The organism is Brevibacillus thermoruber 423 (assembly GCF_000454065.1).
In the GTDB taxonomy this organism is placed as follows: Bacteria; Bacillota; Bacilli; order Brevibacillales; family Brevibacillaceae; genus Brevibacillus; species Brevibacillus thermoruber.
Genome location: NZ_ATNE01000001.1, coordinates 112,488 through 125,868 on the forward strand (window position 1 = coordinate 112,488; position 13,381 = coordinate 125,868).

General features: G+C 58.4%; 12 protein-coding genes and 1 pseudogene. 9 read left to right on the forward strand and 4 right to left on the reverse strand.

Going from position 1 to position 13,381, the window contains the following annotated elements:
• Positions 1-167 precede the first annotated feature (167 nt).
• Entirely contained in the window at positions 168-1,352 is a 1,185-nt protein-coding gene (locus tag M516_RS0100545; RefSeq protein ID WP_029097375.1) for a NupC/NupG family nucleoside CNT transporter, read from the reverse strand.
• 159 nt (positions 1,353-1,511) lie between these two features.
• Here M516_RS0100545 and M516_RS0100550 point away from each other — a divergent pair, with 159 nt between their 5' ends.
• The 5 genes from M516_RS0100550 to M516_RS0100580 all read left to right on the forward strand — a co-directional run bounded on the left by M516_RS0100550 (position 1,512) and on the right by M516_RS0100580 (position 5,650).
• The gene (locus tag M516_RS0100550) at positions 1,512-1,940 is read left to right on the forward strand and encodes a disulfide oxidoreductase (RefSeq protein WP_029097376.1); all 429 of its coding nucleotides are present in this window, start codon (positions 1,512-1,514) and stop codon (positions 1,938-1,940) included.
• A gap of 3 nt (positions 1,941-1,943) precedes the next feature.
• A complete protein-coding gene (locus M516_RS0100555) occupies positions 1,944-2,411 on the forward strand; it encodes a thioredoxin family protein (protein WP_029097377.1) in 468 nt (155 codons plus the stop codon).
• Between the two features lie 242 nt (positions 2,412-2,653).
• The gene (locus tag M516_RS0100560; RefSeq protein ID WP_029097378.1) at positions 2,654-3,457 is read left to right on the forward strand and encodes a FixH family protein; all 804 of its coding nucleotides are present in this window, start codon (positions 2,654-2,656) and stop codon (positions 3,455-3,457) included.
• Between the two features lie 164 nt (positions 3,458-3,621).
• Positions 3,622-4,872 (forward strand): stalk domain-containing protein, encoded by a 1,251-nt coding sequence (locus M516_RS0100565; protein WP_029097379.1) that lies wholly within the window; start codon positions 3,622-3,624, stop codon positions 4,870-4,872.
• Between the two features lie 340 nt (positions 4,873-5,212).
• Positions 5,213-5,650, forward strand: coding sequence for a GreA/GreB family elongation factor (locus M516_RS0100580; RefSeq protein WP_029097380.1), 438 nt, complete (start codon positions 5,213-5,215; stop codon positions 5,648-5,650).
• A 115-nt stretch (positions 5,651-5,765) separates the two neighbouring features.
• Here M516_RS0100580 and M516_RS22435 read toward each other — a convergent pair whose 3' ends face one another.
• Positions 5,766-7,388 carry an alkaline phosphatase family protein gene (locus M516_RS22435; protein WP_051188049.1) on the reverse strand — a complete coding sequence of 541 codons (1,623 nt, stop codon included), beginning with the start codon at positions 7,386-7,388 and terminating at the stop codon, positions 5,766-5,768.
• A gap of 301 nt (positions 7,389-7,689) precedes the next feature.
• Here M516_RS22435 and M516_RS0100590 point away from each other — a divergent pair, with 301 nt between their 5' ends.
• Entirely contained in the window at positions 7,690-9,180 is a 1,491-nt protein-coding gene (locus M516_RS0100590) for a potassium/proton antiporter (protein WP_029097381.1), read from the forward strand.
• Positions 9,181-9,275: 95 nt separating this feature from the next.
• Here the strand turns inward: M516_RS0100590 and M516_RS24205 are convergent, their stop codons facing one another.
• Positions 9,276-9,908 (reverse strand): NUDIX hydrolase, encoded by a 633-nt coding sequence (locus M516_RS24205; RefSeq protein ID WP_029097382.1) that lies wholly within the window; start codon positions 9,906-9,908, stop codon positions 9,276-9,278.
• 220 nt (positions 9,909-10,128) lie between these two features.
• Here M516_RS24205 and M516_RS0100600 point away from each other — a divergent pair, with 220 nt between their 5' ends.
• The 3 genes and pseudogenes from M516_RS0100600 to M516_RS22445 all read left to right on the forward strand — a co-directional run.
• A complete protein-coding gene (locus tag M516_RS0100600) occupies positions 10,129-10,710 on the forward strand; it encodes an LOG family protein (protein WP_029097383.1) in 582 nt (193 codons plus the stop codon).
• 204 nt (positions 10,711-10,914) lie between these two features.
• Entirely contained in the window at positions 10,915-11,097 is a 183-nt protein-coding gene (locus tag M516_RS0100605) for a hypothetical protein (protein ID WP_029097384.1), read from the forward strand.
• Positions 11,098-11,290: 193 nt separating this feature from the next.
• Positions 11,291-11,644, forward strand: a pseudogene (locus M516_RS22445) (sigma-70 family RNA polymerase sigma factor); the annotation flags it as partial.
• Positions 11,645-11,652: 8 nt separating this feature from the next.
• Here M516_RS22445 and M516_RS0100615 read toward each other — a convergent pair.
• On the reverse strand, positions 11,653-13,152 hold the full coding sequence (locus tag M516_RS0100615; protein ID WP_029097385.1) for a recombinase family protein: 1,500 nt from the start codon (positions 13,150-13,152) through the stop codon (positions 11,653-11,655).
• Positions 13,153-13,381 lie beyond the last annotated feature (229 nt).

Sequence of the window (13,381 nt, forward strand, 5' to 3'; positions counted from 1 at the left end):
AGCGAAGGCGGTGTGAACGGATCACATCAGCCTGACAAACCGTAATCGCCACGCTTTACAACCCTTGCTCACCCTCATCCTCATCCGGCTCGTCCACCACACAGGGAAACAACTGTGAGGAGCCATCCGCGCCCGCCTCCGGCAACTGTAGGCAGGCGCTTTTTTTTCTACAAAAACAGACCGACCACCGTCGCCGACAGGATGGACGCCAGCGTGGAGCCGTACAGCAGCTTCAAGCCAAACGAGGCCACCTCGTCGCCCCGCTTTTCGTGCAGCGCCTTGACTGCGCCGGTGATGATGCCGATCGATCCAAAATTGGCGAAGCTGACGAGAAAGACGGAGACGATGCCCGCGGTTTTGGGAGAGAACTGCGCCGCCTGTTCCTTGAACGACAGCATCGCCACGAATTCGTTGGTCACGAGCTTTGTCGCCATGATCCCGCCGGCCTGCACTGCCTCCGCCCAGGGAATGCCCATCAAAAAGGCGACGGGGGCGAACAGGTAGCCGAGCACGGACTGAAACGACAGCCCGAACACGTACGAAAACAGATAGTCGATCAGATTCATCAGCGAGATAAACCCGATCAGCATCGCGGCGACGAGGATCGCCACCTTCAGTCCGTCCAGAATGCTCTCGCTGATCATCTGGAAAAAGGTCAGCTTCCGGCCAATCTCCTCCACCTCCAGCAGGTCCTCTTCCCTGCTGACCGTATAGGGATTGATCAGATTGGCGACGATCAGGGCGGAAAACATGTTCAGCACGATCGCCGTCACCACGTACCTGGGCTCCAGCATGGTCATGTACGCTCCGACGATGGCGATGCTGACGGCGCTCATGGCCGAGGTGCAGAGCGTGTACAGCCGCTGTTTGGAGACCGCGCCCAACTGTTTTTTCGTCGTCAGAAACACTTCCGATTGACCGAGGATGGCCGACGAAACGGCGATGTAGTTTTCCAGCTTGCCCATCCCGTTTACCGCGCTCAGGGCCAGTCCGACGCCGCGGATGATGACGGGCAGCAGGCGGAAGTAGTTGAGCATGCCGATCAGCACGGAAATAAAGATGATCGGCAGAAGCACATCGAGAAAGAAGTTGGAGACCCCCTGGTTTTCCAGTCCGCCAAAGACGAAATCGACCCCGGTGACCCCCAGCTCCATCAGCTTGCCAAACGCGCGGGACACGGCGCCGATCAGCGCCACTCCCACCTCTGTATTCAACAGCACAAACGCCAGCACAAGCTGCACCGCCAGCATGATGGCGATCGGCCTAAGCCGGATGCCCCTGCGGTTGTAGCTGGCAAGCGTGCCCAAGAGAAAGACGAGAACGAGACCACTGACAAAAAAAGCAATCGACATGTAAACCTCCAACCTTATCAATTCGTCCGGTTTTCCGTAGTATGCGTCATTGTCTTTCCAAACCATTACTCGACGGAATCCAATGACTTTCACAAATATTACTTTGAATAAGTTACTTCCCATTCGTAATGTGTGGTAAGATGAGGACGAGGTGTTGATATGCGACGAGAACAAATCAAGGAATACGCGCTGTTCGGTTCATGGGTGGTATCGCTCATCGCCACGGCTGGAAGCCTGTTTTTTTCGGAGGTGATGAAATACATTCCCTGCGAACTGTGCTGGTTCCAGCGGATTTTCATGTACCCGCTGGTCATTCTGTTGGGAGTCGCCGCCGCCAAAAAAGATTACCGCATGTCGTCATACGCCTTGATTCTGTCTGTCATCGGCGGATGCATCTCCCTGTACCACTACCTGATTCAGAAAGTACCCGCGCTGAACGATCTGGGTACCGCTTGCGGCATCATTCCCTGCAACACGGATTATATCAACTGGCTGGGCTTCATCACCATACCTTTTCTCGCCCTGGTCGCCTTCATCATGATTGCTGTGCTGCAAGTCTTCATCCGCAGATACGAAAAGGAGAGCTAAGTCATGAAAAAGGTCATCGTCCTTTCGGTCATTGTGGCCGCCCTGTTGATCGCCGCGATCGTCTACTCCGACATCGCGAACCAAAAAGCGGCGGAAGGCAATCCCTTTGGCAAGGCCAACCTGCATCCGGCCACGATCGAACAACTGAATGATCCGCTCTACGACAACCAGATTCTCCCTGATCAACTGAAAGCAAAGCTGGACGGGAAAGAGGAACTGTTCGTCTACTTTTACAGCCCCACCTGCGAGCACTGCCGGGCTACCACTCCCATCCTGGTGCCGGTGGCGAAAGAGCTGAAGGTGGACGTGAAAAAGCACAACTTGCTGGAGTTCAGCGCCAGTTGGGACGCGTACGGCATCGAGTTTACCCCGACCCTGGTCCACTACAAGGACGGCAAGGAAGTCTCCCGCCTCGTCGGCGAACAAACCGCCGAGCAGTTGAAAGCCTGGTTCCTGGAGCAAACGAAATGACATGAGCCTCCCCCTGCGGGAGGTTTTCCTGTGCCGTTGGCCATAAAGGTGGCGGTTGTGTGAACACTCCGTCCATCCGTCCGGAAATAGCCCGTTCGAGCCATAAGGCTTTTCCCTGCTTTTGCCTATAATGGTGAAGGAGGCGGGACGTCCGCAATCGAGCCCGCCTTTGGGGAGAGGCGATCATCCCGACGGCGACTGCCTGCGCGTCGGGAACAGGAAAGAAAGAGGGGACATTCAGCATGAAGCAATACATAGCAGCATTGGCCGTGGCGCTGGCCCTGATGGCCGCCGGCTGCGGCAGCCAGGAAGAAGCCGCGCCGTCCGCCAGTCCGGTGGAAGTGGCGCTGGCCCTCGCGCCGAAGGAACCGGTCGCCGGAGAAGCGATCACCTTTGCCGTCACGGTGACACAGGACGGCGCTCCCGTCAACGACGCCAGAAGCGTGGAGTTTGAACTGTGGAAAGACGGGCAGGAACAGCACGAAATGATTCCCGCGGCGCTGGAGAAAGACGGCGTCTACACGGCGCAAAAAACATTTGCCGAACCCGGCTCCTATTACGTGATGTACCACGTGACCGCGCGCGACTTCCACAACATGCAGAAGCATCCGTTTACGGTCAGGGCAGCCGGTGGCGGCGAACCCGCGTCCCAACCGGCCGAACATGCCGCAGGTGCCCCCGACGGTCACAACAGCGGGCAGGCCGCCGATCACGAGCACGGCGGCGAACACGGCGCGAATCACCGGCACACCAGCGGCGTCGACTATCACTTCCAGCCGGCCGACACGCTCACAGCCAACGAAGCGGCCGCTCTGACCGTCCGCCTGACGAAAGACAACCAGCCGCTTGCCAAGGCCGCGGTGCGTTTTGAATACTGGCGCGCCGGCGAAGAACGCCACCAGTTTGTCGACGCGGCGGAAACGCAGCCGGGCGTATACGGCGCATCCGTCACCCTGCCCGCTTCCGGTGACTACACCGTCAACGTCCACGTGGAAAAAGACGAAACGATCCACGACCACAAGGAGTATACCCTCCACGTCCGATAATCGCGGCGAAAACCCTTGCATGTGCAAGGGTTTTCCTGTACGTTGAAGCCAAACGAAGAAATCCGCGCCGCGATCGTCTGCGGCGGCTGCAGGCGGTGAATGTCCTGGTCGATCGCATGGCGCGCCATGGGTGAAAGAGAAAACGAACAGGGGAGAGGATCCTGATGAAAGTGAACAGAACATTCGGACTGCTGCTCGTCCTCAGTCTGTGCCTGACGGCAGGGCTTGTCCATCCGGCTGCGGCTGCCCCCAAAACGTCCGTGGTGCTGGACGGGTACCCGCTGGCATTCCCTGCGGAACCGCGGATCGTGAACGGGTACACGATGGTGCCGTTTCGGGCGATTGCCGAATCGCTCGGCATCAGCGTGCAGTGGGACGGGACGACACGGACGATCACGGCGGCCAAAGGCGGCACAACCGTGCGGATGCAGCTCCACAATCCGACCGTGACCGTCAACGGCGCCCCTGTCCGGCTGCCGGTCGCGCCGTTTGAACAAGACGGCCACACGCTGATCCCGCTGTCGTTTTTCAGCACGCAGTTTGGCGCCGCGGTGAGCTGGGACGGGACGACGCGCACCGTCTCCGTCACGTCTCCGCGCGAACGGATGTACAGCCTGGCCTTTTACGCCATCTCGTCGTTTTCCCAGCGGCAGCTCATTCCGTCGTTTGACGCCGTCGCCTTCGGATGGGCGCGGATCGACGGCAGCGGGCAGTTGACGCTGACGGGGAATGACTTTTACTGGCCCAAACCGGCGGGCGCCATCACCCCGGAGGTGATCGTGGAGGACGCCAAACAGCAGGGCACCGCCCCCTATCTGATGGTCTTCGCCACAGACGGAACGGGCGAACTGACCCGGCTGCTGTCCGATCCGGCTCTGCGGCAGCAGGCGGTACAGCAAATCGTCTCGCTCGCCAACGAGCGGGGATTTGCCGGCGTCGCGCTTGATTTTGAAGGCCTTGGCCTGGATGGCGACATCGCAGCCGCCCGGCAGCAGTACACCGATTTTGTCCGGCTGCTCGCCCACCATCTGCACGAGTCGGGCCTGTCGCTCTCGCTGGTACTGCATCCGCCGAACGGGGCGTATAAAGGGTACGATTTCGCCGCGTTGGGGCAGTTGGCCAACGAGCTGATCCTGATGGCGTACGCTTATGGGGACGAAAAGCAGCCCGAGCCGATCGCCAAGGTGGACGAGGCGGTCAAGCTGGCGATGGCCCAGGTGCCCAAGGAAAAACTGCTGCTCGGTATCTCGCTCGCCAGCGAAAACGAGCAGACGGTCAACGGCAAGATCGGGCTGGCCAAACGCTACGGCCTGAAAGGCATTGCCCTCTGGCGGCTGGGCCTTCTCACCGAGCCGGAGCGGGCACAGATCGAACGGACGATCGAATGGAAGCAGGGGCAGCCCGTCACGCAGTAGCCATTTACGTGTTTCCGCAGCGGACCATGCCGAAAACTTCCTGACCGGTGTTTATGCCTTCCCCAAAAACAGCCCTATGGTGCAGGAACAACGCACCGAAGGGCTGTTTTTCGTCTGCGGCCGCTTGCAGCAAACAGGCGGACGCTGCACTCCCGCTGGAAACCATGTTGTAATTTTCCAGGATTCAGGTAAAATGGAAGCAAGGTCCCATGCGGTTGGAGCAGGGGGCCACATTCTTTTATTCGGAGGAGATTGTATATGAAAATGAGGCGAACGCCCTGGCGACTCACCACCTTTGCTGACCGGTGGTCCATACCAATACGAATAGGAGATGATTACGGTGAACCGTAGTACCCTTACGCCCCTGCACCGCCGACTGGTGGAGCAGCTTGTCTATTTTGACGAACAGCGCATTCCGTTCCTGGATTTGCATTTTGCCGGAAAACAGGCCGAGCGCCAAAAAGCCAGTCAGTGGCTGGATCAGTACGTATCCACAGTGGAATCCCTGCTTCATGAGACAGCCGGGAACACGACTTCCGATCTGCCCAGGGTGGTGATCGGATCGCAAGTAACGCTGCACTATGTTGAGGATGGGTACGAGGAGCAGTTGACGATCTGCTTCCCGGAACAGACCGATCCGGATGCGGGACGCATCTCGTTCCTTTCGCCCCTCGGTCGACAGTTGTTGATGCATGCCGTAGACGACACGCTGCGCCTGGAAATGCCCATGGGCACGGCAGAGGTGATCGTCCGCGCCATCCGCTTCGTCGACTGGTAACGTGGAAAACAACGGCAATCCCGTCTGCCGCGGATTGCTGTGCACATACACCTCCCGAACGGCGGCCATCGGCAAAGGATGGCCGCTCCTCATCCCCCCGTGCACATCGCCCGCGTCATCTGCCTGCTCCGATCCGCACGCGGCTCGCCTGCACGAGCGACAGAAGGTATGCTTTCACGTCCACGATGCGGGCGGGCGGCGCGGGCAGTCTCCCTTTCCCCGCCGCGATGAAGGGGAACAGGGAATCCACGCGGTGCAGTCCCCCGTGGTTGCCCCCGCCCGGATGGTTGGGCGACCCGTTGGCGTGAAATTCGGCGCCGGGAACGGCCGTCACCACCAGGTAATCGCCGGGATGCGAATGCAGCGCGCCATGCAGCCGGGTCAGTCCATCGGGATATTCCCGTGAATGGATGCGCCCGGTGACGGCATCGCGGGCCAGGCCCAGCACCGCCCAGTCCCCCTCCACGTCCCATGTGCGCCCGTACGGGTCCCGGTACGTCCCGCCGAGTCGGAAGCGAAGACGGCTGCCGCTGCCTCCTCTCTGGACCTGAACCCACTCCCCTTCTTTCCAGGCGATCAGATCGATCCGCGGCTCGTTGCCCAGCGCTCCGGCCAGTCCGGACAGCGGCGCCCGCGGCGACAAGGCGTACACGTAACACATCCGGCCGTTGACGGCGATCGCGACATCGTCGTCGGCGCCCGCCTGCCTTCCCATCGGCAGGACGCGGTACCCGGCAGCGGCCATCATCTTGTCCAGCTCGATGACCGCAGCCGTCCTGTCCGCCGCCGTCGATGCCACTCCGCTGTCGCCCATGACGACAAACACATGGTGCTCCAGCGCCCGCCGCCAATCGCCGAACGCGTTGAGGATGATCTGCAGCTGCCGGTCCATGTTTTCCACGCCGGACGTATCGCCGGGGCCGTTTTTGTGCAGCCGTCCGTCCATGTCGGGAAAATAGGCAACCGTCACATCCGGAAGCCGTCCCCCTCCCGCCAGGCTGACGAGGCTCTGAGCGGTGTAGGCGTCGTTGAAGCCGAACGACTGCAGCGGTCCCTCCGGCAGCGGCTGATTCGTCACGCTGGACAGCGTCCCGAAGCCGAGCAGATGCGGCCCCATGACGGAAACCTTCTGCGTCTTCAGGACGAGGTTGGCCAGATTGGCCGGCAGGACCAGTTCGTGCGGGACGCTGCCCCGGTAGATCAGACCGTTGATGGAGGCGGAGGTGAATCCCGCCTGATCCAGCGCTTCATGCAGCGTCTCGACCCGCTTGGAAAGATGCTGCTGATTCAGGTTGTACAAGCTGTCCGTCAAAAGCTGCCGGGGGCCGTTCTGCCAAACGGCACGCGAGCCGTCGCCGTAGTTGACGATCCGTTTCTCCGCGGCGTGATACCAGAGCAGCCCGGGAATTCCGTGCCCGTCGGCATAGGTTCCGGTCAACAGCGAGCTGTCGATGGTGACCGACATGGTGGGAAAGGAGCTGATGACATCCCGCTTGTACACGCCGTTCTCGATGAGAAACCGGAGCGCCGGCAGCTTGTTGGCGGCGAGCAGCCGGTCGATCGACGGGGACAGCAGGGAATCGACCAGCAGGACGATGACCTTGTGCCTGTCGGCAGTCGTTTGGAGACGGGCTGTCCCGGACGGGGGCGTCTCATCCGCATTCGGACCGCCGCAGGAGACGATGGCGAGAGACAGCAGGGCAGAGACAATCAGCGCGGCACATGTTTTTCGCAACACAATCGATCCTCCGTACCGTACGAGAAGTAGTCTTGTCGATATGGTTACATTTCCCGCACACCCAAAGGTTTATCCTCTCAAGGCCCGCCATCCGGCCGCGCATGAAACATCGTCCCACGCCGTGCACGCCGGCCAATCCCCCGGCGGCCATCTCAAGCGCCCATTGCGGACACACCGACATTTTCAATTGACAAAAAATTGCGATATAATTACATATTGCCCTGTGAAACGTTCGGCAGCACGGAGATAAAACGAATGGCTGGCATCGGTCCTGCCGATTCATGTGAAAGTAGGTGAGTGCATGTCCATTTCCACCGACCACTTTAGCCTGTTGATCGCCATCCTGTTGGTCGTCGGTGTCCTTACCACCAAGTTTTCCTCCCGGATCGGCCTGCCCGCCCTGGTGTTCTTTATCGCCGTCGGCATGTTCCTCAACCGGTTCATTTATTTTGACAACGCCGCCCTCACCCAATTGTTCGGTATCCTGGCCCTGATTGTCATCTTGTTCGAGGGCGGCATGCAGACAAAATGGAGCAAAGTGCGGCCCGTCATCGTTCCCTCCCTCTCCCTGGCTACGATCGGCGTCTTTCTCACCACACTGGTGATCGGCGCTTTCGCCGCGCTCATCCTGCAGGTTTCCTGGCTGGAGGGCATGCTGTTCGGAGCGATCGTCGGCTCCACCGACGCGGCAGCCGTTTTCGCCGTGCTCGGCAGCAAAAACATCAAAGAGCGGATCTCTTCCCTCCTGGAGGCGGAGTCGGGGACCAATGACCCGATGGCCATGTTTCTGACCGTCTCGCTGATCCAGCTCATTGCGATGCCCGATGACGCCAGCTTCTTCTCACTGGTCTTTTCCCTGCTGTGGGAGATGGGCTTCGGCCTGGTGATGGGGATGCTGCTGGGGAAAGCGTCCGTCTGGGTCATCAACCAGATCAATCTGGACTCCTCGGGCCTGTACCCGGTGCTCTCCCTCGCGCTGGCCATCTTCACCTACGGCAGCACAGCGCTCCTGCACGGAAGCGGCCTTTTGGCGGTGTACGTGATGGCACTGGTGGTCGGCAACTCCGACCTGACCTACCGCCACTCCATCTTCCGCTTCAACGAAGGCTTTGCCTGGATGATGCAGATCCTGATGTTCATCCTGCTGGGGCTCCTGGTCTTCCCCGATCAACTGCTGGACGTGACGTGGCAGGGGCTGGTGCTGTCCGCGCTGCTCATGTTCGTCGCCCGGCCGGTCGGCGTCTTTGTCAGCACCTGGTTCACCCGCTTCAGCTTCCGGGAAAAGATGTTCATTGCCTGGGCCGGACTGCGGGGGGCCGTTCCCATCGTCCTGGCCACCTACCCGCTGCTGGCCGGACTGGACAAGGGGCAGCTCTTTTTCAACGTGGTGTTTTTCGTCGTCCTGACGTCCGCCTTGATTCAAGGCGGCACCATTTCCCCGCTGGCAAACCGCTGGGGGCTTTCCACCGGTCAAAAGACGGTGGTTCCCCACAGCCTGGAGCTGGTCTCCATCGGCAAAACCAATTCGGAGATGATGGAAATCGAACTCAAGGCGGATACGGCGGCGGCGGGACGGGAGATCCAGTCGCTGTCGCTCCCCGACAACACGCTGATCACCGCGGTCATCCGCGATGACAGGCTGATCACGCCGCACGGCTCGACGAGGCTGCAGGCGGGAGACATCCTGTACGTCTTGTGCGAAAAACCGAAGCGGGAACAGGTAAAGGCGGCCTTGCTGAAAAGCCGGAAGCAGCCGTCCGTCCCGCGAAAAAGCAGTCCCCCCTCGGCGTAAGGGGACTACTTTGGTTTTCAGCGATACCGCCACCGCTGTCTTGCCTCGACCACGTCAAAAGCGCCCCTTCAATCCGCTGGCAGCACCGGCTTCTGCTACGAGTAAGGGTGATGCTTTTCGATGTGGTTCAGGTAGTAAGACAATGCCTCAGCAGTCCCGATCGGATATACAATGACATCAGGCTGAATGTGAGGACTGCGTGCAATCAGGCGAGCCCCTTCGTCCATCAGCGTTTGCAGGGTTGCTCTTCTGAAAATTCCTTTCTTTACCTGCTCTTTCTTCATGGTAATCACCCCGGAAACTTCATCTGTTTTGAGGTCTCCGGGTGAAGATATCAATTTTGCCAGATAGATGACAATGTAATAGATTTCCCCTTCCCGGGGACTGCCGCTCGGATGAATCATTTCATAAATAGCCAGTGGTTTGCATTCGTCTGCCATGGTAATGGTCCGAATTTCCTTGTCCCTGGATATGTACACTGGATTTGCAGGTGAACATTGTATGTGTACCTCCGCTCCGATTTCTTCCATCGCTTCTCTTTTTCCGCAAGATGGCAAATCTTCCCCTTGTTCCAGATGTCCCCCAATGCCAGCGTAAAAGAGTTCATTGGAAGTGAACTTGTGTCGCGTTCCAGCCAACACGAATACATAGTCGCCCTGTTCATCCTTTAGCGCAAGCCCAACTCCAATCTCCGCGTGGTTGGGTACGTAACGGAATATATCGCCCATACGAACCTCTCCCTTTTTGATTTTCGAAACAAGCCATCCGTTCCTTTTGTAACGTCTCCTTCGTGGAGTGCCTCGGTCCGTACCCCGTCCAGCCGCGCCTGCCGTAAAACCGGGAACCCCGCTGCTGAACCTCAATCAATGGTCCTGGCACTCTCCCTTTCTTTTCCATAATCACCAGTATATAATAGAAAGTCAACCACAGCGTCAGGAGGGAGAAACCATGAACAATGTATGTGTCTACGCCGGCTCCAATCCGGGCGTCGATGCGGTGTACGCCGAGGCGGCCCGAAAATTGGGCCATGAGATTGCCCGCCGGGGACTGGGGTTGGTCTACGGCGGCTCCAACATGGGGCTGATGGGCTGCACCGCCAACGCCGTGCTGGAATCGGGAGGCAAAGCGATCGGGGTGATGCCGCGCGGATTATTTCGCGGCGAAATGGCCCACACGGGATTGAGCCAATTCTACGAAGTGGCCGACATGCACGAGCGGAAAGCGAAAATGGCGGAGCTGTCGGACGCCTTTATCGCCCTCCCCGGCGGCTACGGCACGTGGGAAGAACTGTTTGAAGCCGTCAGTTGGTGCCAGTTGGGCATCCACCAAAAACCGGTGGGCATTCTCAACGTCAACGGGTATTACACACCGCTCCTGCAGATGATTGAGAAAGCCGTGAGCGCCGGGTTCATGCCCGCCTCCCACGCCGACCTGCTCGTCAGCGACAGCGACCCCGCCCGCCTGCTGGACAAACTGACCGCCTATCAACGGCCGGAGCTGGCGAACAAGTGGGGGCAAAAGGACGGATAGCAACCGGCCAACCGTCTCCACCATCCTGCCGAACGCGACGGGAACATAGAAAGCCGAATCCTCTCCAACATGCTCTTTCAGAAAACACTGATTTTGCCGATACATGGGGTGTAGGGAAGGGGACTCACGGCTCCTGAACCGAAGTCCCTCTCCGTCGAGGAACACCCTGCCTCTGTGGCAAGATGTGAAAAGGAGATGGTACCGATGACGGCAGTAAAGAACATCACGTTTCATTTTTCCGGAGGCGATTCGGTGTCCATCCGGACGACGGAACCGGAAGAGATCGTCCAGATGGTTGCCAACCTCAGCGATGGATGGCTTCAATACGATGACATCGTGATCAACGTGCGAAACATTTCCTATCTGCGCATTACCGACGCCGAGTGATCGCGTACACAAATCCAGCCCCGGCGTCGTGTCCCGGGGCGCCGTTTTGTCCTGCTTGCTTGCGATCACATCCCCGGTGGTTCACGGTTTTCCGACGGTTCCATCTGCGCCGTCCTTTTTCCCGTACAGGCACGCATGGGCAGCCGCCCACATATGGATAGGTGTAAGCATTCCAGACGTGGAGGTGGCAGGCGTGTCCAGCATCTTTGCGGCGCTTTCCCTGTTGTTCAAGGAACTCATGCTGTTTGTGGCCTACGTCAAGAACAACGCGTTTCCCCAGCCGCTGCCCGATACGGAAGAGGAAAAATACCTGAGGCTGATGGCAGAAGGGGACCCGTACGCGCGCAACAAGCTGATCGAGCACAACCTGCGGCTCGTGGCCCACATTGTCAAAAAGTTTGAAAACACTGGCGAAGACAGCGAAGACCTGATTTCCATCGGCACGATCGGTCTGATCAAAGCCATCGAGAGCTACCAGGTGGAGAAAGGGACCAAACTGGCGACGTATGCCGCCCGCTGCATTGAAAACGAACTTCTACTGTCAATCGGGATGCATCAGAACGTGTAGACGTCGATGTGATCCTGAAAGACCTTGACCTCGCGAACGACATGGCGAATCAGTTCCCGTTTATCCTCGAACGTAAGCTCATCAGGCGCCTTGGACAAGTAGTAGTAGGCCGCTTCCCGCAGGACATTCCGGTTGTCCCCACCCTCTTCCATGCGTTTGACCCGATCCTGCCATTCCGCGAGCTGCTGCACCAATCGGTCCTCTTTGTCCTTCAATTCACGCAGTTCCTGGCGAATCTCCTCTTCCCCCAGGTCCTCTTCGCCTGAAGCAAACAGCTTCAGCAATCGCTTGCGGCCGACTCTGGTTTTTTCCAACTCTTTTGTCAGCCGGTTGATTTCAGCTTGCTCGAAAGAGGTTTCGTCGCTCTCCTCAACGGCTGCAGCCATTTCCTCCGGATGATCCAGCCAGGATCGGACCGTCTCCCAAATTTCCCTGTCCAGGTCCTCGCACTTCACTCGCCGCCCGCATCCGTGGTGTTTGGCTCCTGCCGTGTTTTTGATGTCTGTGTACTCGTAGACATCCCTCCCCCAATGCTTTGTCTTTCGACCGGTCATCGTGTTTCCGCAGTCCCCGCAGCGAACCAACCCGCTTAACAAATAGGGATGAAGGCGTCTGCCGGCCCATCTTCTCCGGGATTCCTTCAACAATTTTTGCGCATGCACAAATGTGGATTCATCGACGATCGCGGGGCACGGAAGTAAAATCCACTCTTCTTTTGGCCGCTGTCTCATGCGGACCCTCTCCTCGAGCGAACGAAACCTGTTTCCAAGCATCCCCTCTGTATTCCAGCGATTCTGATAAAACTTCCCGATGTACGCTTCATTCATCAGGATCTGACGAACCACTTGCCGGTGCCACACATCCGCTCCGCGTTTCGTTGGCACCCTCTTGTCCGTCAAATACTTGGCAATTCCATTGATGCCCTGCACCAGGTCATTGGGCTGTGTGAAAAGATCGAAGATGAGCCGGATCACCACGGCCTCGTCCTCTTTCACCACCATTTGCTCGGTGGTGGGGTCATAGCCATACCCGTATATTTTAAAATCCCGCAGCACTCGTCCTTGTCGTGCCTTTTCCTTCCGCCCCCGGCTCATCCGCTCATTGATCTTGGCTTTTTCGAACTCCGCGATGGCGCCGCGCATGCTGTAAAACAGCTGCCCTTCCGGTGTTTTGGCGTACTCCCCATTCACGAACACCAGCTCTACCCCGCGTTTGTCAAACTCGTCCGTGATGATCAACTGGTTCATCAGCTTGCGTGAAAGACGATCCGGGTCCAGACAGATGACTTTTGTAATGAGGCCCTCTTTTACGTCTTGCCGCAGCTTGGTGAGGGCAGGCCGATCCAGAAACTCACCGGATACGTCATCGACGTATTCGACCACCTCACGGGTCCCCGCCTTCTTCCGGCACTCCCTGATTTGGTCGTCGAGGCTGAATCCGCTTCTCGCTTGTTCTTCCGTACTCACCCTGGCGTATATCCCGACCATTCAGCTTCTCCCTCCTGTATTTTCCTAACAAGTACTGATAACAGGCGGAACGGATACTGTGAGCAGAATCTCCAGGTATGAGCTTTACATGCACCGCGCATCCCTCCCTGTCAGAAGGTATGCGTCTACGGCTTGTCAAAAGTAGCGGATTCTCGGATGGATCGGAACATGGATCAGGTGAGCAATTTGACGCTCAAGTGGCGAAAGTGACCAACCAAGCGAAATACAA

Bases quoted from the DNA above. Each gene is read 5' to 3' on its own strand.
- M516_RS0100615 (WP_029097385.1), bottom strand. From the start codon at position 13,152: ATGGTCGGGATATACGCCAGGGTGAGTACGGAAGAACAAGCGAGAAGC.
- M516_RS0100565 (WP_029097379.1), top strand. From the start codon at position 3,622: ATGAAAGTGAACAGAACATTCGGACTGCTGCTCGTCCTCAGTCTGTGC.
- M516_RS0100555 (WP_029097377.1), top strand. From the start codon at position 1,944: ATGAAAAAGGTCATCGTCCTTTCGGTCATTGTGGCCGCCCTGTTGATC.
- M516_RS0100560 (WP_029097378.1), top strand. From the start codon at position 2,654: ATGAAGCAATACATAGCAGCATTGGCCGTGGCGCTGGCCCTGATGGCC.
- M516_RS24205 (WP_029097382.1), bottom strand. From the start codon at position 9,908: ATGGGCGATATATTCCGTTACGTACCCAACCACGCGGAGATTGGAGTT.
- M516_RS0100545 (WP_029097375.1), bottom strand. From the start codon at position 1,352: ATGTCGATTGCTTTTTTTGTCAGTGGTCTCGTTCTCGTCTTTCTCTTG.
- M516_RS0100600 (WP_029097383.1), top strand. From the start codon at position 10,129: ATGAACAATGTATGTGTCTACGCCGGCTCCAATCCGGGCGTCGATGCG.
- M516_RS0100605 (WP_029097384.1), top strand. From the start codon at position 10,915: ATGACGGCAGTAAAGAACATCACGTTTCATTTTTCCGGAGGCGATTCG.
- M516_RS0100550 (WP_029097376.1), top strand. From the start codon at position 1,512: ATGCGACGAGAACAAATCAAGGAATACGCGCTGTTCGGTTCATGGGTG.
- M516_RS0100590 (WP_029097381.1), top strand. From the start codon at position 7,690: ATGTCCATTTCCACCGACCACTTTAGCCTGTTGATCGCCATCCTGTTG.